The 23,043-nt window shown below is 69.9% G+C and carries 23 protein-coding genes; 9 read left to right on the forward strand and 14 right to left on the reverse strand.

Annotated features, from left to right (window positions below; all coding sequences use genetic code 11):
* Nucleotides 1-2: 2 nt before the first annotated feature.
* Genes FKO37_RS02375 through FKO37_RS02390 form a run of 4 tightly spaced genes read right to left on the reverse strand, consistent with a single transcriptional unit; the run spans nt 3 to nt 3,979 of the window.
* Complete coding sequence (locus FKO37_RS02375; RefSeq protein WP_238603613.1) at nt 3-620, reverse strand: DapH/DapD/GlmU-related protein; 618 nt, start codon at nt 618-620, stop codon at nt 3-5.
* Entirely contained in the window at nt 620-1,837 is a 1,218-nt protein-coding gene (locus FKO37_RS02380) for a glycosyltransferase family 4 protein (RefSeq protein ID WP_374204169.1), read from the reverse strand. Before FKO37_RS02380 ends, FKO37_RS02375 begins: the two co-directional genes overlap by 1 nt.
* 37 nt (nt 1,838-1,874) lie before the next feature.
* Nucleotides 1,875-2,804: an NAD-dependent epimerase/dehydratase family protein gene (locus FKO37_RS02385; protein WP_134664465.1), complete on the reverse strand. Its 930-nt coding sequence runs from the start codon at nt 2,802-2,804 to the stop codon at nt 1,875-1,877.
* Nucleotides 2,805-2,830: 26 nt separating this feature from the next.
* Entirely contained in the window at nt 2,831-3,979 is a 1,149-nt protein-coding gene (locus FKO37_RS02390; protein ID WP_134727962.1) for a DegT/DnrJ/EryC1/StrS aminotransferase family protein, read from the reverse strand.
* Nucleotides 3,980-4,093: 114 nt separating this feature from the next.
* Here FKO37_RS02390 and FKO37_RS02395 point away from each other — a divergent pair, with 114 nt between their 5' ends.
* Together FKO37_RS02395 and lhgO are read left to right on the forward strand one after the other, a co-directional pair.
* Nucleotides 4,094-7,171 carry a BTAD domain-containing putative transcriptional regulator gene (locus tag FKO37_RS02395; RefSeq protein ID WP_238603614.1) on the forward strand — a complete coding sequence of 1,026 codons (3,078 nt, stop codon included), beginning with the start codon at nt 4,094-4,096 and terminating at the stop codon, nt 7,169-7,171.
* Between the two features lie 61 nt (nt 7,172-7,232).
* The gene (gene lhgO / locus FKO37_RS02400; protein WP_037807063.1) at nt 7,233-8,417 is read left to right on the forward strand and encodes an L-2-hydroxyglutarate oxidase; all 1,185 of its coding nucleotides are present in this window, start codon (nt 7,233-7,235) and stop codon (nt 8,415-8,417) included.
* Nucleotides 8,418-8,436: 19 nt separating this feature from the next.
* Here the strand turns inward: lhgO and FKO37_RS02405 are convergent, their stop codons facing one another.
* From FKO37_RS02405 to serS, 3 genes are all read right to left on the reverse strand, one after another.
* The gene (locus tag FKO37_RS02405) at nt 8,437-9,438 is read right to left on the reverse strand and encodes a DUF3558 family protein (protein WP_134664470.1); all 1,002 of its coding nucleotides are present in this window, start codon (nt 9,436-9,438) and stop codon (nt 8,437-8,439) included.
* 76 nt (nt 9,439-9,514) lie between these two features.
* Nucleotides 9,515-9,922 carry a hypothetical protein gene (locus tag FKO37_RS02410; RefSeq protein WP_238603615.1) on the reverse strand — a complete coding sequence of 136 codons (408 nt, stop codon included), beginning with the start codon at nt 9,920-9,922 and terminating at the stop codon, nt 9,515-9,517.
* A 90-nt stretch (nt 9,923-10,012) separates the two neighbouring features.
* Nucleotides 10,013-11,281 carry a serine--tRNA ligase gene (gene serS / locus FKO37_RS02415; protein WP_078870231.1) on the reverse strand — a complete coding sequence of 423 codons (1,269 nt, stop codon included), beginning with the start codon at nt 11,279-11,281 and terminating at the stop codon, nt 10,013-10,015.
* Between the two features lie 152 nt (nt 11,282-11,433).
* On the opposite strand from serS, the gene FKO37_RS02420 reads away from it, so the two are divergent.
* Both FKO37_RS02420 and FKO37_RS02425 read left to right on the forward strand, forming a co-directional pair.
* Nucleotides 11,434-12,714 carry an aspartate aminotransferase family protein gene (locus FKO37_RS02420; protein ID WP_238603616.1) on the forward strand — a complete coding sequence of 427 codons (1,281 nt, stop codon included), beginning with the start codon at nt 11,434-11,436 and terminating at the stop codon, nt 12,712-12,714.
* Between the two features lie 50 nt (nt 12,715-12,764).
* On the forward strand, nt 12,765-13,301 hold the full coding sequence (locus tag FKO37_RS02425; protein ID WP_238603617.1) for a DUF4240 domain-containing protein: 537 nt from the start codon (nt 12,765-12,767) through the stop codon (nt 13,299-13,301).
* A gap of 25 nt (nt 13,302-13,326) precedes the next feature.
* Here FKO37_RS02425 and FKO37_RS02430 read toward each other — a convergent pair whose 3' ends face one another.
* Genes FKO37_RS02430 through FKO37_RS02445 form a run of 4 tightly spaced genes read right to left on the reverse strand, consistent with a single transcriptional unit; the run spans nt 13,327 to nt 16,567 of the window.
* A complete protein-coding gene (locus tag FKO37_RS02430) occupies nt 13,327-14,241 on the reverse strand; it encodes a haloalkane dehalogenase (RefSeq protein WP_037807049.1) in 915 nt (304 codons plus the stop codon).
* Nucleotides 14,242-14,278: 37 nt separating this feature from the next.
* Entirely contained in the window at nt 14,279-14,731 is a 453-nt protein-coding gene (locus tag FKO37_RS02435; RefSeq protein WP_037807046.1) for a DUF350 domain-containing protein, read from the reverse strand.
* Nucleotides 14,732-14,785: 54 nt separating this feature from the next.
* Nucleotides 14,786-15,952 carry a glutathionylspermidine synthase family protein gene (locus tag FKO37_RS02440; protein ID WP_037807043.1) on the reverse strand — a complete coding sequence of 389 codons (1,167 nt, stop codon included), beginning with the start codon at nt 15,950-15,952 and terminating at the stop codon, nt 14,786-14,788.
* Nucleotides 15,953-16,567 carry a hypothetical protein gene (locus FKO37_RS02445; RefSeq protein WP_238603618.1) on the reverse strand — a complete coding sequence of 205 codons (615 nt, stop codon included), beginning with the start codon at nt 16,565-16,567 and terminating at the stop codon, nt 15,953-15,955.
* 97 nt (nt 16,568-16,664) lie between these two features.
* On the opposite strand from FKO37_RS02445, the gene FKO37_RS02450 reads away from it, so the two are divergent.
* The 4 genes from FKO37_RS02450 (at nt 16,665) to FKO37_RS02465 (ending at nt 19,912) form a co-directional block, all read left to right on the forward strand.
* Complete coding sequence (locus FKO37_RS02450; protein WP_238603619.1) at nt 16,665-17,648, forward strand: septum formation family protein; 984 nt, start codon at nt 16,665-16,667, stop codon at nt 17,646-17,648.
* 3 nt (nt 17,649-17,651) lie between these two features.
* Nucleotides 17,652-18,002, forward strand: a complete 351-nt coding sequence (locus FKO37_RS02455; protein ID WP_037807040.1) for a metallopeptidase family protein — start codon at nt 17,652-17,654, stop codon at nt 18,000-18,002.
* Between the two features lie 153 nt (nt 18,003-18,155).
* A complete protein-coding gene (locus tag FKO37_RS02460; RefSeq protein WP_037807037.1) occupies nt 18,156-19,397 on the forward strand; it encodes an MFS transporter in 1,242 nt (413 codons plus the stop codon).
* A 56-nt stretch (nt 19,398-19,453) separates the two neighbouring features.
* Complete coding sequence (locus FKO37_RS02465; RefSeq protein ID WP_238603620.1) at nt 19,454-19,912, forward strand: hypothetical protein; 459 nt, start codon at nt 19,454-19,456, stop codon at nt 19,910-19,912.
* A 21-nt stretch (nt 19,913-19,933) separates the two neighbouring features.
* On the opposite strand, the gene FKO37_RS02470 is transcribed toward FKO37_RS02465, so the two are convergent.
* The 3 genes from FKO37_RS02470 to pheA all read right to left on the reverse strand — a co-directional run bounded on the left by FKO37_RS02470 (nt 19,934) and on the right by pheA (nt 22,273).
* A complete protein-coding gene (locus tag FKO37_RS02470) occupies nt 19,934-20,602 on the reverse strand; it encodes a DUF4232 domain-containing protein (RefSeq protein ID WP_037807032.1) in 669 nt (222 codons plus the stop codon).
* A gap of 151 nt (nt 20,603-20,753) precedes the next feature.
* Nucleotides 20,754-21,371: a histidine phosphatase family protein gene (locus FKO37_RS02475; RefSeq protein ID WP_238603621.1), complete on the reverse strand. Its 618-nt coding sequence runs from the start codon at nt 21,369-21,371 to the stop codon at nt 20,754-20,756.
* Nucleotides 21,368-22,273, reverse strand: a complete 906-nt coding sequence (gene pheA, locus FKO37_RS02480; RefSeq protein WP_037807627.1) for a prephenate dehydratase — start codon at nt 22,271-22,273, stop codon at nt 21,368-21,370. Before pheA ends, FKO37_RS02475 begins: the two co-directional genes overlap by 4 nt.
* Nucleotides 22,274-22,371: 98 nt before the next feature.
* Here pheA and FKO37_RS02485 point away from each other — a divergent pair, with 98 nt between their 5' ends.
* Nucleotides 22,372-22,995: a macro domain-containing protein gene (locus FKO37_RS02485; RefSeq protein WP_043837850.1), complete on the forward strand. Its 624-nt coding sequence runs from the start codon at nt 22,372-22,374 to the stop codon at nt 22,993-22,995.
* Nucleotides 22,996-23,043 lie beyond the last annotated feature (48 nt).

Here is a 23,043-nt window from a genome sequence, read left to right on the forward strand (position 1 = left end):
AATCACTTCCCCGTGAAGTCGCCTGACGGAGAGCCCCACCCGGACGAGTCGTCCGACAGCGATCGGCGGCGGGCGTTTTCCTCGCGGACCCGCTTGACCTCCGCCTCGATGTACTCCTCGTCGTAGCGCTGGAACACGCGCGCCGGGTTGCCCGCCACCAAGGAACGTGCCGGGACGTCCTTCGCGACTACCGAGTTCGGCTGCACCGTCGCGAAGTCGCCGATCGTGACGCCCGGCATGATCACCACGAGGCCGCCGATGAAGCAGCCCTTGCCGATTTTCACCGGCTTGCGTTCGATCAGGTCGCTGCCGGAATGGTTCTCCAGAGCCATGTTCGCGAGCCAGCTCGAATGCGTGAACACCAGCGTGTTCAGCCCGATGCTGGTGTGCTCTCCGATTTCCAGCCCGCCGCTGGCGTCGAGGGTCGCGCCCTCGCCGACCCAGCAGTGCTCGCCCATCGTGAGGTTGTTCGGGCTGACGATCTTGACTCGCTCGCGCACGCGGCACGACTCCGGCAGGCCGTAGAACGCGGCCCGCTCGGCGTCGTTCATGTACTGCGCGACGAGGTCGTTCAGGATCATCGGGCGCAGCCGGTTGCTGCGCTCGTCGTCGAAGAACATCAGTTGTCCGCCACCAGTTTCGTGAGCACCCGCAGGTGTTCCTCGGCCACTACGTCCAGTCCGAAGTTGTCCCGGACCATCGAGGCTTCCCGCTCGGCGATCCGCGCGCGTTCCTTCGGATCGTCCAAAAGGGACAGCACGGTGGACTTGACCGCCTCGGAATCGTTCGGCCGCACCAGCAGGATGTTCTCGCCGTTGTGCAGTTCGATGCCCGGGTAGTTGTCCTCGGTGACCGACGCGATGGTCGCCGTGCCGGACAGCATTGCCTCCAGGGACGCGGTGCCGCAGCCGCCGTTCAGGTCGTGCGTCACGATGTCCGCCGCCGCGAAGTACGCGGGTACGTCCGCCTTCGGCACCGCGCCGGTGACGATCAGTGCGTCGGCTACGCCCAGTTCCTTGGCTCGCTGCTGGAACGCGTCGTGGTACACCCGGCCGACGATCACCACGCGCAGGCCGGGGTGCCGCTCCAGAATGGCGGGCAGCGCCTCGATCAGCGGCAGGCGGTTGCGCAGCGGGATCACGTGTCCGAGCGACACGATCAGCGGCGCGTCCCCGATCTCCAGTTCCGCGCGCACGTCCTTGGTCACCGGCTTGGCGAAGTGCCCGGTGTCCACCGCGATCGGAAAGTACTCGGAGTTCTCGTCGCTCGTGCCGTAGCGCTCGACGCAGTAGTCCACGCCGAGCTTGTCGAGGATGACGAAGCGCGGGCGCAGGTACTTCAGCACCGGGTTCACCAGCATCGCGTCGAGCGCCCGGAACACGCGGCCGTACATCTTGTTCTCGCTGATCAGCAGCGTGTGGATGGTCAGCAGAACGGGCAGCTTGTGCCGGCGCGCGTAGATGCCGACCATCCAGGACAGGTCGAAGAACTGTCCGTGCAGGTGCACCGCGTCCGGTTTGAACTCGTTCAGCAGCTTCCACAGCCGCCGCCAGTTGCCCGGCCGCATCGACGCGAACGTCATGTCGAAGTCGATCGACAAGCCGAGCTGCGGCATTTTCACCGCGGGGAGGCGCACGACGCGGTAGCCGTCGCGCTCCTCTTCCGCCGGCGCGTCACCGTAGGCAGCGGTGATCGCCAGCACTTCGTGTCCGGCAGCCGCGTACTCGGCGGCCAGTGAGGCCGACATGTGCGCGCTCCCGCCCACGCGCGGCGGGAAGAAGTTGTTCACCACCACGATCCGCATGGGCTTTCCTTCGGCCGGGCCCGCAGTGCTCATTACGCATTCCCCTCGGAAGACGCGCCGACGGCGAGGCTCACTCGGAGTCCCGCACCAACGCGCGCATGCCCTCTTCGACGGTGATCTCCGGCTCCCAGCCGAGCACCTCGCGGGCCCGGGTGATGTCCGCGGCGCGGCGGGACACGAGGACGTCGCGCTTGTTGAACACCGGCTCGACGTCGACGCCGACCGCCTCGATGAGAATCTTCGCCAGGGTGGCGATCGAGGTGTCGATGCCGGTGCCGATGTTGATCGGCAGGTTCGACTGCTCCGACTCCAGCGCGGCGACGACGCCCTTGGCGAGGTCGGTCACGTGCACGAAGTCCATCGACTGGTCGCCCGCGCCGTCGATGATCGGCGGCTGGCCGGCGCGCAGGCGCTGGATGAAGTGGTTGATGACCGAGGTGTAGTACGCCTCGATCTTCTGGCCGGGGCCGTACACGTTGAAGAACCGCAGCGCGTTCCAGGAAAGGCCCTTGGTGCGCTCGTAGAAGCCGAGCAGGTCCTCGCCCGCGCGCTTCGAGATGCAGTACGGGGTGAGCGGGTTCAGCTTGTCGTCCTCGTGCATCGGCAGCTTCTCCGGCTCGCCGTACACCGAGGCGCTGGAAGCGAACACCAGGCGCTCGACGCCCTCGTCGGCCGCGGCCGCGAAGACGTTGTTGTTGCCGACCATGTTGATGTCGATCGACTCGCCCGGGTCCGCGATCGACTTGTTGATCGACACGGTGGCGAAGTGGATCGCGTGCGTGCAGCCGCGCATGGCCTCGCGGACGCCGACGCCGTAGCGCACGTCCTTCTCGACCAGTTCGACCTTGCCGGTGGCGACGAACTCGTTGACGCGGTCGCGGTCGCCGCGGGTCATGTTGTCGAAGATCCGGACCGTGTAGTCCTTCTCCAGCAGGATCGGGATCACGTGCGAGGCGATGAAACCGCCGGCGCCGGTGAAGAAAACTTTCTTGTCGGACATGGGTTCTCCTCAGGGAGGTCGGCGGGTCAGGAAAGAGCGGACACGGCTTCGCGCACGGTGGTGACCACGCGCTCGACTTCGCTGTCGGTGAGTTCCGCGTGCATCGGGATCGCCAGCTGGCGGCGGAAGGCGTCGGCGGAGACGGGCAGCGGCTGCTGCTCGCCGTACACCGGCTGCAGGTGGGAGGCGTAGGTGCCGAAGTTGCACTGCACGCCCTGCTCGCGGATCCGCAGGGCCAGCGCGTCGCGGCTGATCTCCGGGGCGACCGTCATCAGGTAGGCCTGCCACGGGTGTTCGCGGTCGGGAGCCTCGACCGGCACGGTCAGCGCGTCGACGTCCTCGAACGCCTCGTGGTAGCGCTTGGCCACCGAGCGGCGGGCGGCGAGCAGGTCGGGCAGGCGGTCGAGCTGGACGCCCATGATCGCGGCCTGGATGTCCGAGAGCCGGAAGTTCCAGCCCAGCTCGTGGAAGGACGGGATCGGCAGCGTGTCCGAGCCTTCGCGGCTGATCGCGGGCTCGATGCCGTAGGTGTGGATCTTGCGCGCGTGCGCGATCAGGTCCTCGCGGTCCGAGACCAGCGCGCCGCCCTCGCCCGCGGTGATGCCCTTGCGGCCGTGGAAGGAGAACGCGGCGAGGTCGGCGAGGCTGCCGGCCGGGCGGTTGCGGTAGGTCGCGCCCGCGGAGCAGGCGGCGTCCTCGAACAGCCACAGGCCGTGCTTGTCGGCGATGGCGCGGTACTCGTCGAAGTCGCCGGGCTGGCCCGCGACGTCGACGGCGAGGATGCCGACCGTGCGCGGCGTGATGAGCGCTTCGATCGCGGCCGGGTCGGCGCTGAAGATGTCCGGGCGGATGTCGGCGAAGACCGGCTTCGCGCCGGCCTGCAGCACGGCGTGGCCGGTCGCCGGGAAGGTGTAGTCGCCGACGATCACCTCGTCGCCGGGCTGGACGCCGAGCACCTTCAGGCCCAGGAACAGGGCGGAGCCGCAGTTGCTGGTGGTCAGAGCGTGCGCGGTGCCGGTCAGCTGCGCGAACCGCTCCTCGAAGCGACGGCACGCCGGACCCGCGCCGGCCAGCCAGCCGGAACGGAACACTTCGGCGACGGCTGCGAGCTCTTCGTCGCCGACGGTCGGCTTCCCGAGCAGGACGGGTTCGCCCACTGTAGATCTCCTGTGCATCGGGGTGTCCCGCATTGCGCGGGGTCGCGCCAAAGTGTATAGAAGTCGCGTTTGCCTCCTGTTTCGGGGACAGAACCCACGGGTAAGCACCCGTTCCGGGCATAGGCTCACGGGATGCGGATCGGGGTGCTGGGGGCCGTCGTCGCTTGGGACGGCGCGGGCGGGACGGTCGCCGTGGGCGGCCCGCGAGGCCGGGCGCTGCTCGCGTTGCTCGCGGCGGACGCCGGGCGGTTCGTGTCCGCCGAGCGGCTCATCGACGGGCTTTACGGCGAGGAACCGCCGGACGGCGCGGCCAACGCGCTCCAATCGCAGGTTTCGCGGCTGCGCAGCGCGCTGAAACTGCCGATCGAACTCACCTCGGCGGGGTACCGCCTCCGGATCGAACCGGACGAAGTGGACGCGCACCGGTTCGAGCGGCTGGCCGGCGAGGGCCGGCGCGAACTCGCCGAGGGCGACCCGACGCGGGCCAGCGACCTGCTCGGCGAGGCGCTCGCGCTGTGGCGCGGACCGGCGTTCGCCGACGTCCCCGCCGCAGAGGTCCAGGCCACCCGGCTCACTGAACTCCGCGCCGAGGCGGCTGCCGACCGGGTCGACGCGGAGATCTCGCTCGGCCGCGCCGCCGACGTCCTCGATGAACTGCGCACCGCGATCGCCGAGAACCCGCTGCGCGAGCGGTCGCGGGCTCAGCTGGTGCGGGCCTTGCACGCCGCCGGGCGGACCGCCGAAGCGCTCGCTGCGTTCGAGGACGCCCGTCGCACCCTCGCCGACGAACTGGGCGCGGACCCTGGTCCAGACCTCACCGAGGCGCACCTGGCCGCCTTGCGCGGCGAGTCGGCGAACGCCGCGACCCCGTTGCCCGCGCAGCTCACCAGCTTCGTCGGCCGGGACGGCGAACTGCGGCAGGTCGCGGATCTCCTGCGCCAGGCCCGGCTCGTCACGCTGCTCGGTCCCGGCGGGACCGGGAAGACCCGGCTGGCCGTCGAAGCCGCGGCGGACGCGGGACCGTGCGTCTTCGTGGAGCTGGCCCCGCACGTCGCCGACGACGTTCCGCAAGCCGTCCTCACCGCGCTCGGCCTGCGCGAGGGCGCCCGCGGTCGACAGGACCCGGTCGACCGTCTCGTCTCGGCCTTGCGCGACCAGGCGACGTTGCTGGTGCTGGACAACTGCGAACACGTCATCGCCGCAGCCGCGAGGTTGGTCGCGCAGCTGCTGCCCGCGTGCCCCGGACTGCGGGTGCTGGCGACGAGCCGGGAACCGCTCGGCATCACCGGCGAACAACTCGCCCCGGTCCCCCGCCTCGCCGTCCCACCGCCCGACGCACCCGACGCGGAGACCTACCCCGCCGTCCGGCTGTTCCTCGACCGTGCCCGGGCGAGCGACCCTGCTTTCCAGCTGACCGGCGAAACGGCGGCCGACGTCGTGCGGATCTGCACCGCGCTCGACGGCCTCCCGCTCGCGCTGGAACTGGCCGCCGCCCGCGTGCGCACGCTGCCGGTCGCCGACATCGCCGCGCGGCTCGACGACCGCTTCCAGCTGCTGGCCCGCGGCAGCCGCACCGCCGACGAACGGCACCGGTCGCTCCGCGGCGTCGTGGAATGGAGCTGGGATCTGCTTGATGACGACGAACGCCGCCTCGCCCGTCGGCTGACCGTCTTCACCGGCGGCGCGACGCTCGCGTACGCCGAGCAGGTGTGCGACGTCCCCGTCGACCTGCTCCCCGAACTCGCCGACAAGTCGCTCGTCGAACCGTCGAGCGGGCGCTACCGGATGCTGGAGACGATTCGCGCGTTCTGCGCGGAAAAGCTCGACGCCGCAGGCGAGACCGAACGCTTCCGGCAAGCCCACGCGCAGGTTTTCCTGCGGCTCGTCGAGGAAGCCGACCCGAAGCTGCGTACCGCGGACCAGCTGGACTGGCTGCGGAAAATCGACGCTGAGTACGACAACATCGTGGCCGCGCTCCGGTGGTCGGCCGCGGCAGATCCGTCGACCGCGTTGCGGATCGCCGCCGCGCTGTCGATGTATTGGTGGCTGCGCGGACGACGTTACGAAGGCGCGGCGCTGTCGATGGAAATCGTGCGCCACTGCCAAGCGGAGCCGCCGGAAGGACACCGCGAGCAATTCCTCATGTGCCTGCTGACCGCGATGGCCGGCGCCCCGGAAGCCGCCGAGACTGCGAACTATCGGTCCTATGTGGAGCGGTACTTAGCAGAAAGCTCCTGGACCCCGGAGCATCCGATGATGCTCATGCTGTCCGGCGTCGTGCTCGGGCCGCCCGACGACGAGGACGCGCGGCTCCGGCTGTCCGGGCTCGAAAAGCATCCCGACCCGTGGCTCACCGCGCTCGTGCCGATGGGCGACGGTCTGCGCGCGATGCTCGCCGGGGAACTCGACGAAGCCGAACGCGGTCTGCGAGAAGGCGAAGCGTGCTACCGGGCGCTCGGCGAACGCTGGGGGCTGTCGATGGCGCTCGACCACCTGTCGCAGTTGCTGGTTTTGCGCGGCCGCCACGAGGAAGCGCTCGCCGCGATGACCGAGTCCCTGTCGCTCATGCAGACACTCGGCGCGACCGACGACTACGCGGACCTGCTGTGCCGTCGCGGCGACAGCCGAGCGTTGCGCGGCGACCTCGCCGGCGCGAAGGCCGACTACGAGCGGACCGTCGAACTCGCCCATCGCACCGGGATGCCCGAGACGCGAGCCAGCGGTCACGTCGGTCTGTCCGGCATCGCCCGCCGCTCCGGAGATCTGGCCGGTGCGCGGGCGCTGGCCGAGCAGGCGCTCGCCGAATGCGCGGCGGACTCGTTCTCGGCCGCCATCGTGCGGGCGGCCGCGTCGATCGCGCTCGGCTGGATCGACGTGGCCGAGCACCGCCCGGAGGATGCCCGCCGACGGATGCAGCTCGGCGTCGAAACCGCGCACCGCTGGCATGACCACGGGTCACTGGCCACCGCGTTCGAGGGCGTCGCCGGGGTCTTCGCCGAGGAGGGCCGGTTCGCCGACGCCGCCGCTTTGCTCGGCGCGGCGGCCGCGGTGCGCGGGGCCGCCGTGCCCGGCCAGCACGATGTCGCGCAGGTCACCGAGGCCGCGGAGAAGGCGCTCGGACCGGACGGGTTCACCGCCGCGTACACCGCCGGTAAGCAGCTAGAACCGCATCACCGCCTCGCGTTGGCCGGATTGTCCCCGGTTCAGTGAACGGGTACCACGCCGTCGGGGGGTACGCAGCGCCGCACCGGAGCGCGTAGCCTTCCCTGCCGTGCGGAACGTAGTTGTGATCGGTGGGGGAATCGTCGGGCTGTCGGTCGCGTGGGAGCTGTCCCAGCGCGGCCAGGACGTGACGGTGCTCGAAAAGGAAGCTCGCTGGGCGGCGCACCAGACCGGGCACAACTCCAACGTCGTGCACGCCGGGCTCTACTACAAGCCCGGTTCGTTCAAGGCGCGGATGTCCGTCGGCGGCAACCGGTCCATTGTGGATTTCGCCAGGCAGTACGGGGTGCCGGTGCAGGTGTGCGGCAAGCTCGTCGTGGCGACCCGCGAGGAGGAGATCCCCGCGCTGGACACGCTCGCCGAACGGGCCGAGGCCAACGGCGTGCCCGCCAAGCGGATCACCCCCGCGGAGGCCCGCGAGTACGAGCCGGAGGTGTCCTGCGTCGCCGCGCTGCGCGTCGAGTCGACCGGCATCATCGACTTCCCCGCGGTGTGCGCGGCGCTCGTGCGGCTGCTCGACGAGGCGGACGCGGACCTGCGGCTGAACACCCCCGCGCTGGGCATCCGCCCGGCTCGCGGCGGCGGGGTCGAGGTGGCCACCGGCTCCGAGGTGCTGCACGCCGACGCGCTGGTCAACTGCGCCGGTCTGCACGCGGACCGGGTCGCCGAAATGGCCGGCATCACTCCGAGCGCGCGCATCGTGCCGTTCCGCGGCGAGTACTACGAGCTGAAGCCGGAGCGCCGCCACCTCGTGCGCGGGCTGATCTACCCGGTGCCGGACCCGACGCTGCCGTTCCTCGGCGTGCACCTCACCCGCATGCTGGACGGCAGTGTCCACGCGGGCCCGAACGCCGTGCTCGCGCTGCGCCGCGAGGGCTACCGCTGGGCGGACGTGTCGGTGAAGGATCTCGCCGACGTCGCCCGCTTCCCCGGCGCCTGGAAGCTCGCCCGCAAGTACGCGTACCCGACCGGCCTCGAAGAGGTGCTGCGGTCGTTCTCGAAGAAGCGCTTCGCCGCCAGCCTCGCGCAGCTCGTGCCCGCGGTGACCGAGGACGACATCGTGCGTCACGGTTCCGGCGTCCGGGCACAGGCGCTGCGCCCGGACGGTTCGCTGGTGGACGACTTCCTCATCGAGTCCACAAAGGACCAGGTGCACGTGCTCAACGCGCCGAGCCCGGCGGCGACGAGCGCGCTGGAGATCGCCAAGTACATCGCCGACCGGGTGACCGACTGAACCGTCCGATGTAGACGGTTCAGGAAGGCAGGTTCCCCGACACCATCGGGATTCCGGCCTTGATCGCGTCGCACGCCTTGGTCTTGTCGGCCAGCTGCCCGCTGACGATCTGGATCGAGGCGGTGTCCGAAACCGGGAGCCCGGCCGCGCAGATCACGCCGCCGGAATCGTTGAAGTTCGGGAACAGCGACCACTTCCGGCCGTTCACGTCGATCTGCTCGGTCGGCGCGACCTCCATGCCGGGCCAGCGTTTCAGCGGAACGTCCGGCCCGACCCAGACCTCGAACGGCTTCTGCCCGCCGTCGCCGTCGGTGTCCTTCCACAGGCAGTAGGTCACGTTCGGCGAGATGACCTTCGAGCTGTCGAGTTCGCCGTTCGGCACCATTTTCAGTTGCTGCGCCTGCTCCGGCTTCAGCAGCTGGCACGGGTTGACCGACGCGAGCGGCCCGGTCGGCGCGGTGCCCTCCGGCGGCGTGCTCGGCGCGATCGACGGCGCGGGCTGCCCGCCCGGCAGATGCGCGGCGACCTGCGGGATGACCTTCTTCGCGCGTTCGCACGCCTGCGCGTCGTCCGGATAGGACACGCTCACGAAGGCGAACGACTTCGGGCCGAGCGTCGTGTACAGGTCGCAGCTGCCGTTGATGAACCCGGCGTAGCGCGTCCACGGGAAGCCGCCGAGCTGTACCGGGTCGGCCTTTTTGAGGGCGCCCTGGAGGTAGTCGTCGAGGCTCAGGTCCACCGACCAGCCGACGGACATGACCACCGTGTGGTCGGTGTCCGTCCCGGTCCACAAGCACATCGCGGGCGCGCGCTGTTCCTTGCGCGCCTTCACCGACCGGCCCGGCGGCTTGTAGCCGAGCCCGGCGAGCTGCTTCGCGTCGAGAAGCTGGCACGGCTCGACGACCGGCGTGACCGGCCCCTGCCCCGGTACCGGCGAAGCCACGCCGCTCACCTGCTGCGTGCACCCGGCGAGCAGCATCGCGACCGCCGCCAGGGCGACCGCCGCTTGTTTGCACCTCATCAGCTGCCTCCTCCGCTCCGCACCCTACTGAGCAGCGGGGTTCCGCACCCGCGGAACGGGAAGGAAGGACCGGAGATCACGGTTTGGGCACCGCGCGCCGCAGGACGAGCGCGGAAACCCCGGCGGCCGCCACGACCACCGCGGCGGCGGCGATCGCGATGGCCATCGTGGTTCCGTTCACCTGCGGCCGGAACGGATGCGAGTTCGGCACCAGCAGAATGACGCCGGAGCCGATCGCCGCGAGCAGCAGGCCGAACAGCCAGATCCGCAGGGCGCCTTGCCGGAGCGTCGCGAGAAACTGCGCGTCCGCGGACCGGAACATCGGCCGCCGATCCCGCCCCCGGACCAGCATGACCCCGTTGACGACGAGGCAGAACGCCGCGCCGCCGATCGCGATCAGCCCGACGGAACGACGCGTGCGTCCCCTTTTCCGCGGCGAAGAGCAGCCAGCCCGCGACCGCGAGCACGGCGAACGCCAGCGCATAGTCCACTGTGGCCAGCGCACCGGCCTTGCGCAGAGCGGGGATCAGGGCTCTGTCGGATTCCATCTGAGGTTGTCTCGCCTTCGCGAAGTTCAGCGCTTGACCGGCTCCAGCACCTCAAGCCCGCCGAGGAACGGACGCAGCGCCACCGGCACCCGGACCGAACCGTCGGGCTGCTGGTGGTTCTCCACGATCGCGACGATCCAGCGCGTGGTCGCCAGCGTGCCGTTCAGGGTGGCGGCCGTCTGCGGTTTGCCGTTGTCGTCGCGGTAGCGGACGGACAGCCGGCGGGCCTGGAACGTGGTGCAGTTGGACGTCGAGGTCAGCTCGCGGTAGGTCTCCTGCGTCGGGACCCACGCCTCGCAGTCGTACTTGCGGTAGGCGGACGTGCCGAGGTCGCCGGTCGCGGTGTCGATGACCCGATACGGGACCTCGATCGCGGCGAGCATGTCCTCTTCCCAGCCCAGCAGCCGCTCGTGCTCGGCCTCCGCGTCCTCCGGCTTGGCGAACACGAACATCTCGACCTTGTCGAACTGGTGCACCCGGATGATGCCGCGGGTGTCCTTGCCGTACGACCCGGCCTCGCGGCGGTAGCACGACGACCAGCCCGCGTAGCGGCGCGGACCGGCGGCGAGGTCGAGGATCTCGTCCGAGTGGTAGCCCGCGAGCGGGACCTCCGACGTGCCGACGAGGTACAGGTCGTCGTCGCGCAGCCGGTACACCTCCGACGAGTGCGCGCCGAGGAAGCCGGTGCCCGCCATGATTTCCGGGCGGACCAGTGACGGCGTGATCATCGGCGTGAAGCCGTTCGCCGTCGCGCGCGCCACGGCCATGTTCAGCAGCGCGAGCTGCAGCTGCGCACCGACGCCGGACAGGAAGTAGAACCGCGAGCCCGACACCTTCGCGCCGCGCTCCATGTCGAGCGCGCCGAGGCCTTCCATCAGGTCGAGGTGGTCGCGCGGGGCGAAGTCGAACGACGGCACCTCGCCGACGGTCTTCAGCACCGCGAAGTCGTCCTCGCCGCCGATCGGCGCGTCCGGGTGCACCAGGTTCGGCAGGATCCGGAACAGCTTGTCGAACTCCTCCGACGCCTCGTTCTGCTCGACCTCGGCGGCCTTGACCTGCGCCGACAGGTCCTTGGCGCGGGCGAGCAGGGCGGGCTTGTCCTCGGCGGAGGCCTTCGGCACCTGCTTGGACACGGACTTCTGCTCGGCCCGCAGCTTGTCGGCGGTCGCGATCGCAGAGCGGCGGCGCTGATCGAGGTCGAGCAGCTTGTCGACCACTCCCTCGTCCTCGCCACGGGCACGCTGCGACGCGCGCACGGCTTCCGGGTCTTCGCGCAGAGTCCTGGGGTCAATCACGGACAGAAGGGTAGTCGTTGGCGTATGACCTCCATACGCCAACTCCGCGCACAGTGTGTACAGCCGCCTGAAGACAACCCGACAGTCTGATCGTTGTCGCCCGTTTCCCGCGCTCCCCATACTCGCTAGAACCCGGAGCGGAGGGAACTCACATGACCGACGACCTGCTCGCGCGCCACCGCGCGGTGCTCCCGTCCTGGATGTCCCTGCTGTACGACGAGCCGATCGAAATCGTGCACGCGCAGGATCGCCGTCTGACCGATTCCACCGGCCGCACCTACCTCGACTTCTTCGCCGGCGTGCTCACCAACGCCATGGGCTACGACGTGCCCGCGATCAGCGACGCCGTCCGCAAGCAGCTGGACACCGGCGTCCTGCACACCTCGACGCTCTACCTGATCCGCTCGCAGGTCGAACTCGCCGAACAGATCGCGCGGCGCTCCGGCATCCCGGACGCCAAGGTGTTCTTCACCAACTCCGGCAGCGAGGCCAACGACACCGCGCTGATGCTCGCCACCCAGTACCGCCGCAGCAACCAGGTGCTGGCGATGCGGAACTCGTATCACGGCCGGTCGTTCGGCACGGTCGCGATCACCGGCAACCGCGGCTGGTCGGCGTCGTCGCTGAGCCCGATCAAGGTCAACTACGTCCACGGCGGCTACCGCTACCGCAGCCCCTTCCGCGACCTGCCCGACACCGCCTACATCGACGCCTGCGTCGCCGACCTGGTGGAACTCCTGGAAACCGCCACCGCGGGCGACGTGGCCTGCCTGATCGCCGAGCCGATCCAGGGCGTGGGCGGCTTCAGCTCCCCGCCGGACGGCCTGTTCAAGGCGATGAAGGAAGTCCTGGACGAGCACGGCATCCTCTTCATTTCCGACGAGGTCCAGACCGGCTGGGGCCGCACCGGCGACCATTACTGGGGCATCGAGGCCCACGACGTGGTGCCGGACATGATGACCTTCGCCAAGGGCCTCGGGAACGGCCTGGCAGTGGGCGGCGTGGTCGCCCGGGGCGACGTCATGGACTGCTTCCAGGCAGAGTCGTTCTCCACTTTCGGCGGCAACCCGGTGTCGATGCAGGGCGCGCTGGCCGTCCTCGACTACATCGACGAGCACGACCTGCAAGCCAACTGCAAAGCCCGCGGCGACCAGTTGATGCGCGGCCTGCGCGCGGCGAACAGCCCCTACGTCGGCGAGGTGCGCGGCAAGGGGCTGATGATCGGCGTCGAACTGATCGAACCGGGCACCACGACGCCGAATACCGCTGCCGCCAAGCAAATGCTGGAAGAAACGAAAAAGCGCGGGCTGCTCATCGGAAAGGGCGGGCTGCACAAAAACGTCCTGCGGATCGGGCCGCCGATGACGCTGACCGAAGCCGAGGCGGCCGAAGGACTGCAGATCCTGCTCGACTCGCTGGCCGCCCTGTCCTGACCGCTCGCTCCGCCCGGTTTTGTCGTACCCCGGTGCGAAGATCCGTGCTCGTGAACACCGAACAGTTCTGGGCCCTAATCGACGAGGCACGCGGCCAGGCCTCCGCACCGGAAGACAGTTACGAGGTAGCCGAACAAGCCTGCGCCTTGCTCGCCGCGCGTCCGCGGGAGGAGATCGTGGCCGCCCAGCAGATCGTCTGGGACCTGCTGGCCGACTCCTACCGCGGCCCGCTGTGGGCAGCCGCCTACCTCGCCAACGGCGGCTGCTCCGACGACGGCTTCGAGTACTTCCGCGGCTGGCTGGTTCTGCAGGGCCGGGAGATCTTCGAGCGGATCGTGGCCGCCCCGGACGAACTGGCCGAGTTGCCCGCGGTGCGCGCGGCCGCCGCGGACGGCGAAGAACTGGAGTGCGAAGCCACCCTGGGCATCGCCTCGAGCGCGCACATCGACGCGACCGGAGAGGAGCTTCCGGCTGACTCGTTCACCATCCGGTACCCGCCGCTGGATCCCGAGTGGGAGTTCGACTACGAGGACGCCGAAGAGATGCGGCGCAGGCTGCCCCGGCTCGCCGCGGCGTACCTGAACTGATCCCTGCCGTGCGGGTGCTGTCCAGTCAGCGCCGCACGAACCGCGCCACGTGCTCCGCGAGCGTCTCCCCCGCGTCCTCCTGCAGGAAGTGCCCAGCCCCGGCCACCGTCGGGTGGTCCAGACCAGCAGCCCCGCGCATCGAACGCTGCAGAATCGGCCCCATCGCGCCGGTGATCGGGTCGCCGTCGGAGAACGCGCACAGGAACGGCACGTCCAAATCCGTCAACGTCGCCCACGCCGCCCGATTGGCGTCCGACGCCGGATCGTCCGGTCGCGTCGGCACCAGCCCCGGCATCGCCCGCGGCCCGGCCTTGTACATCTCGTTCGGGAACGGCGCGTCGTAAGCCGCCCGGATGTCCTCCGGCAGCGGCGTCTTGCACCCGGACTGCACACACCGTCCGACGTCCAGAATCTGCGCGCCCTCCACGGCTTCCCGGAACTTGTGCCACACCGGCGGCATGTCCACGTCCCCGGTCGGCAGCCCGGTGTTGGCCGCGACCACCCCGGCGAACCGCCCTGGGTGCTCAGCCACCAGCCGCAGCCCGATCAACCCGCCCCAGTCCTGCCCGACGACCGTGACCCCTTCGAGCCCGAGCACGTCGAACGCGAACCGCCGCATCCATTCGACGTGCCGCGCGTACGTGTGGTCGACGATCTCCGCCGGCTTGTCCGACCGGCCGAACCCGACCAGGTCCGGGGCGATCGCCCGCAGCCCGGCATCGGCCAGCACCGGAAGCATCTTCCGGTAGAGGAACGACCAGCTCGGCTCGCCGTGGAGCAGCAGAACGGGCGGCCCGTCCGCGGGCCCGGCCTCGACGTAGCCGACTCTGATCAGCCCGCCGTCCGGGTCGGACAGGTCGGTGTACTGAGGTTCGAAGGCGAAATCGGGCAGGTCCGCGAACCGGTCTTCCGGCGTCCTGAGGAGTCGCACGGTTCCCACGTTAGTGGGAACGGGACCGCGCGGCAGTGCGCGAACGCTACGAAATCGCTACCGCGACGACCAGCCCGAGCCCGAGGTGCGCCGCCGCGACGACGACGCTCGCCGGCGCGAACTTCTCGCTCTGGATGGTGGACCCGACGTCGATCCGGGTCGCCCACTCCAGCAGCCGCACCGCCAGCACCTGCACGATGACCCCGATCAGGCCGTAGACCAGCGACGTGATCAACCCGGCGGTCAGGTCGCTCGCGGAGCTGTAGATCGCCACGACCACGATGAACGCCATCGACAGCAGCCCGGACGCGGTCACGATCACCGCGTTCGGCAGCCCGCGGGTGACCAGCTTCGACAGCTTGCCCGGCGTGGTGAAGTCGATCGCGTAGAAGCCGGCGAACATCAGCAGCAGGCCGACGATGCCGTACAGCAGGATCGCGCCGATCCCGCGCACGAGATCGGAACCGAAGGTCGCGGGCAGCGCGAGGGTCGTGGTCACGGGGTCTCCCTGGATGGCCAATTCAGCCAGTTGAATCGGACATCCAGGGTTGTATCACGACTCCGGGATCCGGTGCGGCACAAACGCCGCGCCGTCGTCGGTGACGAGTCCGCTGGTCTCGCGGATGCCGAGCCCCGCCGACTGGTCGCCGACGATCCACGCGCCGAGCGCGGGCCGGTACCCGTCGAACTCGGGCAGCGGGTCGAACGCCTGGTAGACGTAGCCTTCCGCGCCGTAGACGCCGTCGGTCTGCGTCTCGTACCCGGTGGCCACGATCTGCACGTTCGCGCCCTCGCGGCCGAGCTTCGGCTTGCGCACGTACTCGGTGAGCAGGCCGGGATCGTCAGCGAACGCGGGCAGCAGGTTCGGGTGCCCGGGATAGTTCTCCCACAGCACGGCGAGCAGCGTCTTGTTCGACAGCAGCATCTTCCACAGCGGTTCGACCCACAGCGTGCGCGGCATGGTCTCCACCGCGAACTTGCCGAACTCCTCGTCGACGACCCACTCCCACGGGTACAGCTTCACCACCGTGGACATCTGTCCCTCGGCGAGGTCGACGAACCGCTTGAGCACCGGGTCCCAGCCGATCTCCTCGATCGCGAGCCCGACCGTGTCGAGCCCGGCCTCGGCCGCGGTCTCCTGCAGATACGCCGTGGTGACGTGGTCCTCGCCGCTCGGGTCGGCGGAGGACCAGGTGAAGTGCAGTTCGTTCGACGGCAGCTTCCCGCCGATCTCCTCCCAGCGCTCGACCAGCTTCTCGTGGATGGAGTTCCACTGGTCGTCTTCCGGGAAGACGTCGGTCTTCCAGTGCCACTGCAGCAGCGACGCCTCCAGCAGCGTGGTCGGCGTGTCCGCGTTGTACTCCAGCAGCTTGGCCGGCGACTTGCCGTCGTAGCGCAGGTCGAAGCGCCCGTAGACGTGCGGGTCCTGCCGCTTCCACGATTCCGCGATGTGCGGCCACACCCACTCCGGGATGCCGAAGCGCTGGTACTGCTCGGTGGTCACGACGTTGTCGACGGCCTCCAGGCACATCGAGTGCAGCAGTTCGACGTCCGCCTCGAGCGAGAGCACCTCGTCCATGTCGAAGACGTAGTGCACCGATTCGTCCCAGTACGGACGCGGTTTGCCGGTGCCGTCGCGTGCCGGGGTGCCGTAGACCAGGCCCTGCTCTTCGACGATCCGCTGCCAGTCGCGGCGCGGTTCCCGCCGGTCCCGATACACCTATGAGCCTCCGCTCTTCCCGGTCCCGCCGAAGCTGCCGCCGCTCTTGCCGCTGATGCCGAACCCGCCGCGCTGGACGCTGGTGCCCGACTTGGTCGAAACGTTGGTGTTGCCCGACGGCGCGGTGTAGCTGCCGCCGGACACGTGCTGCCCGATGCTGCCGCTGCCGCCGTAGTTGTAGCGGTACTGCGAGTAGCCGCCGCCCGGGAGCGGGATGATCCAGAACCCGCCGCTGTAGTGCCCGCCGTGGCTGGTCGCGTAGCTCTCGTCGCAGTACTTGTCGTCCTGGATTACTCCGTCGGACGTGACACAGGACGCGGTCATCTCGGCGGGCTTCGCGATCGTGTAGAACGTCGCGACCAGCCCGACGAGACCGACAGTGACCCCGCTGCCGATCAGGATCTTGCGTTTGGTGGCCGCCTTCGCGTCCGCCGCCTCCCGGGCCGCGACGGCTGCCTGCCGTTCGCGTTCCTGGTCGGCGATGGCCTGCTTGCGGGCCCGTTGTTCGGCCACCGAGGGCTGCCGGGGCTGCGTGTTCGCGTCCTGGAACCGCATCGAACCCGGCTTCTTCGGCTCCTCGGGCGGCTGCACGCCGCTGTTGTCGTCTTGCGTCATGTGCGCTCCGTAATCCCCCAGCACTGCAAACCCCGCGTTCTACCCTAATCGACCCGGCACACGCGCGGTTCATGCGGCGCGGGCATCATGGGTATCGATGTCTCAACGCTCGGAGCGGTTCCCTTCGCGTATGCAGACCCTGACCACCCGCGTGGTGATGGCCGGGGTGTTCCTCGGCGCGGTCATCGCGCTGGCCTTGAGCGTCGCCTTCTCCTGGACCGACACGCTCGCCGGCGGCGCGGGCGGCGGCGAGGGCAAGCTCAGCGAGGCCGCCCAGCAGGCGTTCCACTCGCCGCCGGGCACCTGCCTGGCCTGGAACGCCAAGGACGCCTCCGACGCGCACCAGGTGCCGTGCACGCAGCCGCACCTGTTCGAGGTCACCACCGTGGTCGACATCGGCGCGAAGTTCCCGCAGCAGGCTCCGTTCCCGAGCCTCGACCAGTGGCAGGACATCGCCCAGCAGCAGTGCAACGCCGACGTGCGGCCGTACCTCGGCCATCCGCTCGACCCGTACGGCAAGCTCACCACCAACCTGCTGCGGCCCACGTCGGCGCAGTGGGCCCAGGGCGACCGCCAGCTGCGCTGCGGCCTGCAGTTCGCCGGTCCGGGCGGGACGCTGCAGCTGACCACCGGCGCGGCGAAGACCCAGGACCAGTCGATGGTGTGGGCCCCGGGCACCTGCCTCGCGCTGGCGGGCAAGGGCGTCGGCGACCCGGTCGACTGCAGCAAGCCGCACTCGTACGAGATCATCGCGACGCTCGACCTCGCCTCGCACTTCAAGGACGGCTACCCCAAGCTGGACGACCAGAAGTCCTGGCTGGACACCGAGTGCAACAAGGCCGCGAAGGAGTACACCGGCAGCGCCGACCTCTCCTCGAAGAAGCTCACCCTGGGCTGGGACTCGCGCGAGCAGGAGAGCTGGGACGCCGGCTCCACGAAGGTCAACTGCAAGGTCGCGGCCACGCTGCAGGACGGCAGCGGGTTCCAGGCCGTCACCGGCAGCGTGAAGAGCGGGGCGGCGAACTCGTCCGGCCAGCAGCAGAGCCCGCCGCCCAGTTCCAGCTCCGGCGGAGGCAACTGAGCCGTGCCCGTCGAGATGAGCCAGGCGCGGTTCGAGGAACTCGTCTCCGACGCGCTCGACCAGGTGCCCCCGGAGTTCGCCTCGGCGATGGACAACGTCGTGGTGCTGGTCGAGGACTTCAACGAGGAAGCGCCGGACATCCTCGGGCTCTATCACGGCATCGCGCTCACCGAGCGCACCAGCCACTACAGCGGGGCGCTGCCGGACCGGATCTCGATCTACCGGGAGCCGATCCTCGACATCTGCGACACCGAGGACGACGTCGTCGAGGAAGTGCTGATCACCGTGATGCACGAACTCGGCCACCACTTCGGCATCGACGACGAGCGGCTGCACGAGCTCGGCTGGGGCTGATTCCGGCGGAACTCTGTCCGCCCGTTGCTCTTCCCTGCCCGGCACCACGCCGCGACCACGGAAAACACCGAAGGTCACCAAAGCGTCACAGAACGCCGCCGATCTCCCTAGACTGGCCTCACCAGGGCGTTTCCTTTCCTCGTGAGGTGGTTCGTGTCGCATCGTCAGACGGACAGCCGGCTTCGCTGGCTGCTCGCCTCGAGCGGCACGTCGAACCTCGCCGACGGCATCGCCAAGGTCGCTTTCCCGCTGCTGGCCACCACCCTGACCCGGGATCCGGTGGAGATCGCCGCGTTGTCGGCGGTGCAGTTCCTGCCGTGGCTGCTGTTCGCCATCCCGGCGGGCACGCTCGTCGACCGGATCGATCGCAAGAAGGCGATGGTCGCGGCGAACGCGATGCGCGCGCTCGTGGTCGCGGCGGTCACCGCGCTGCTGGCCTTCGGCACGGTGGAGATCTGGACGATCTACGTCGCGTCGCTGCTCGTCGGCATCGCCGAGACGGTCGCGGAGAGCGCGGCGAACGTGCTGCCGCCCGCGCTCGTCGAGGCGGATCGGCTGGAGAGCGCCAACAGCAAGCTGCAGGCGTGCGAGATCGTCGGGCAGACGTTCCTCGGCGGCCCGGTCGGCAGCGCCACCTTCGCGCTGTTCGCGGTCTTCCCGTTCCTGCTCTCGTCGGTCGGGTTCGCGGTCGGCGCCGCGGTGCTGCTGGGCATGGCGGGCAGCTACCGGCCGCGGCAGGAAACGAAGTCGCACATCCGGGCGGATTTCGCGGACGGCTTCCGCTGGCTGCGGCGGCATTCGCTGCTGCTGCGGCTGCTCGCGATCGCCGGGCTGCTCAGCCTGATCAGTGAACTGGCCCAGGCGCAACTGGTGCTGTACGCGCTGGAAGACCTGCATTTGTCCGACGCCACGTTCGGCGCTTTCGCGTTCGTCGGCGGGGCTGGCGGCCTGCTGGGAGCCGGGTTGACGCCGCGGCTGGTCCGGCGCATCGGACGGCGGACGGTCCTGGTCGGCGGGGTGTTCTTCTGCGCGCTCGGCTTCGGCGGCATGGGCCTGGTGCGGCAGCCGGTGGTGTCCGCGGTGCTGTTCGGCGTGTTCGCGGCGGCGGTGGTGGCGGTGAACGTCGTGCTCGCGACCGCACGCCACACGCTGGTCCCGGGGGAGCTGCTCGGACGCGTCCTCGGGGTCTGGCGCACCGTCGTGTGGGGTGCGATCCCGCTGGGCGCACTGCTCGGCGGATTGCTCACGAAACTGCTCGGTTCGGCGGGCGACACCTTCGCCGCGTCCGGTCTTCTGCTGCTGTTCGTGACCGGCTATGCACTGTTCGCGCTGCGCGGGCACCCGCTCGATGACAAAACGGCCTCGACCGGCGACGGAGTCCGTTCGCAGCAGTGATCCGGCGCGGGTTTGGTGCTGGAATAGCACCTCACCCCGGCCGCCGGAGGTATGCGATGACTGCACTCGACACCCCGCCGCTGCCGGACGACGACCGCGACACCGAACTCGAATCGCCGCCGCCCGCCTCCCGCCGGCCGCTCGTCATCGCCGCGGTCGCCGGATTCGTGCTGGGCGGATGCGTGCTCGGGCTGCTGTGGGGGCTGTCCGGCCAGCGTGCCGGAGCGAATGTCGACGCCGCGGCCGCCTGCGCCGCGTTCGCCCGCGTCGGGCACATCCCGGACACCACCGGCGGCGTCGACGCGGCACAGTTCACCCGGATGTCCGACGACTCGGTGCACCGCGTCACCGGCGCGGCGGAGCTGGCCAAAGCGGCGGCGACCTTCGACGGCAACTACCAGCCGCTGGCCAAAGCCCTCGACGCGGTGAACAAGATGGTGCTCAGCAGCCGCTTCGACAACCGCGACGGGCAGGCCGCCGTCGTCCAGGCGGAACAACTCTGCGCGCGGGGCTGACCCCACGCGCAGAGCGACCGGTCACGCCTTGTGCACGGTCTTCACGCCGAGCTGCTTGCCCGGGATGTTCGTGCCCGCGCAGCCGAGGCCGTCGAGCGGCACGAACTTCGACGCGGTCTCCTGCGGCAGGTACACGCGCAGGCCCTTGACCGGCGTCGGCTTGCAGACGCCCGGGTCGAAGTTGCGCACCTGCGCGAACTGCAGGTCGGCCGCGGCGGTCTGGCCGGGAGCCAGCTTCACCGGCGCGCCCTTGGTGCCGTCGCGCTCGGCGGCCTGGCCGATCTGGGTGCCGTTTTCGCCGCCGACGTAGGACACGCCCGGGAAGCCCTGGATGGTGCACGGCGTGCTGCTGGTGTTCTTGATCAGCAGCGGCCGGTACTCCGAACCGGCGCCGGCGTCGCCGCCGCCCAGCGACAGGGACACGTCGCCGGCCTTGCACAGGCCGTTGTCAGCGGGTGGTTTCTCGGCCGGCGCCGTGCCGCCGCTCGGGGCGGACGACGACGCGGAAGACGGAGCGGACGACGCGGCGGACGAAGCCGACGACATCGGGCTGCTCGACGGGGTATCCGAACTCGCCGGGCCGCTCGCGGCGGGTGCGCCCTGGCCGCACGCGGAAAGCAGCAGCGCCCCCGACGCGCCCACTGCGGACAGGAAGACCAGGGAAATCCACGGTTTCTTCGTGTTTGCCATCTCACTCGCCTCGCTGTGCTGGTGAACGCCTACCTGAGTGAAACCTTCATCCGGAGGACGTGCCAGGTCCGGACGGGGTTGCTCCGCATCCGGTGAGTTCCCCACCGGGCCCGGCTTCACTCAGCGTTTCCCCGCACGAGTGACCGACCGCTCACGAAAGGCGGGTATCGACCCAGCGGAGGCACTCCCATCCGTGGTCGCGGGCTTCCAGCTCGACGAACTTCGTGTTCGGGATCAGGGCCTCGTTCGCCAGCTCCGCGGGCACGTTCGAGGCCAGCCATTCCCCGGCGAGCCGGATCGCGCCGCCGTGGCTGACCAGCACGACCACCCCGTCCGGCGACGTTTCCTCGTGCTTGGCCCGCAGTTCGTTCGCCGCGCCGAGCATCCGGTCGCGCACCTGCGTACCGGTCTCGCCACCGGGGATCGGGACCTCGAGGTCGCCTTGGGTCCAGGCCTTCACCACCCGCAGGTAGATGCCGATCGAATCCAGGTCGGTATTGCCCTCGAGGTCTCCGGCGTCGACCTCCTTGACGCCCTCGATCACCTGCACGTCGAACCCGAACGCCTCGGCGAGCGGGGCCGCGGTCTGCTGCGCACGCACTGCCTCCGACGCGTACACCGCCACGATCGGCTCGTCTTTCAGCTGTTCGGCGAGTGCCGCGGCCTGCTCACGGCCGAGTTCGGTGAGCGGCGGACCAGGCAACGCGGTGTCCAGCGCCCGGCGAACATTGCCCTCGGTCTGTCCGTGCCGGACCAGCAGCAACCTCATGCGCCTTCTCCCTTCAAAACCGCGTCGACCCACGCCTGCGCGTCGAGGAAATCCTGGTTCCCCGCGCCCTCTTCGATGGTGGCCGCGACCTCGTCGGCGCGCGGGTGCGAACCGAGGAAGCGCAGGTGGCAGCGGCGGCGCAGGGCGGTCATCGCGTCGATGATCCGGGGTTCGGCGACGTGGCCCTCGAAGTCGATGAAGAACCGGTACTCGCCGAAGTTGTTGCGCGTCGGCCGGGCGTCGATCCGGGTCAGGTTGATCCCGCGGCCGGCCAGTTCTACCAGCAGATCGGACAGCGTCCCGGTGCGGTTGACCGCCGCCGCGACGATCGACGTCCGGTCGGCGCCGGTGGGCGCGGGCAGTTCGCCCGGGCGGCGCACCATCAGGAACCGGGTCTGCGCGTCGCGGACGTCGGCGACGCCGGTCGCCAGCTCCTCCAGCGGGTAGTGCTCGATCGCGACCGGCGCGGACACCGCGGCGTCGAAATCGCCCTCGACCACGCCGACCGCCGCCGCCGCGGTGGACGACGAGGCGACCGGGGTGGCGTCCGGCAGATTCGTTTCCAGCCATGCGCGCACCTGCGCGAGCGCGTGCGGATGGCTCGCGACGGTGCGGATTTCGCCGCTGCCCGGCCGTTTGAGCACGCTGAAGTGAATCGGCAGGATCGTCTCGGCCGTGGCGACGAGCGGGTCCCCGTCGCTGAGCCCGTCGAGCGTCGCGGGGACCACGCCCTCGACGGAATTCTCGATCGGCACGCACGCGGCGTCCGCGGCTCCGTCGCGGACGGCCTGCAACGCCAGCCGGACGGTCTCGTAGGGGGTCAGGTCCTCGCCCGGCGCGAGCGCGCGGGCGGCCTGCTCGGTGAACGTGCCCTGAGGGCCGAAATACGCGATCCGCAACACGACGGTCAGGCTAGCGACCGCGGGCGTGGCGCTTTTCACTCGGACAGCCGGTGGCTAAACCGGTTACGCCGGGTGGCGTTTTTTGCCATGCTGGAACGGTGACCGCCGACTCAGGCACACACGCCGGGCACGGGGAAGCCGGTTTGCCGGGTTCTCCCCGAACGCCGGAATTGGTGCTGTGCGCCGTCGATGAACCGCTGGCCGCGGCGTGGACCTCCGCCGTGGCGGACTTCGGCGGCTCCGTCCGGGTGCACCGCGGTTCGGTGCTCGACATCTCCGCACAGGCGGTGGTCAGCCCGGCCAACTCCTACGGCTGGATGCGCGGCGGGATCGACGCCGTCTACTCGCGGGCGTTCCCCGGCATCGAGCAAAGCGTGCGCAGCGCGGTACTGGCTTCTTACGGCGGTGAGCTGCCGATCGGCGAGTCGGTGATCGTCCCGACCGGCGAATCCGAACCGGCGTGGCTGATCAGCGCGCCGACGATGCGCGAACCCGGCGAACGGCTGCCCGCCGACACCGTCCACCCGTATCTCGCGGCACGCGCGGTGTTCCTGCAATGGCAGCGCGGACAGCTGGATTCCGGTCCGGTCTCCTCCGCGGTGCGGACGATCGCGATGCCCGGTCTCGGCACCGGCGTCGGCGGCGTGGCCCCGGCCGCGTGCGCCCGGCAGGTCGCCGCCGCGTGGCAGGAAGTTTTCGGGGCAAACGGTCACCTTCGGTGATCGAATTCCCGCCCCGGTCAGGGGTGCGTGCATCACATCACAGCGCGT

Origin of the sequence: Amycolatopsis sp. Poz14 (genome assembly GCF_006704225.1) — a bacterium.
Lineage (GTDB): Bacteria > Actinomycetota > Actinomycetes > Mycobacteriales > Pseudonocardiaceae > Amycolatopsis > Amycolatopsis nivea.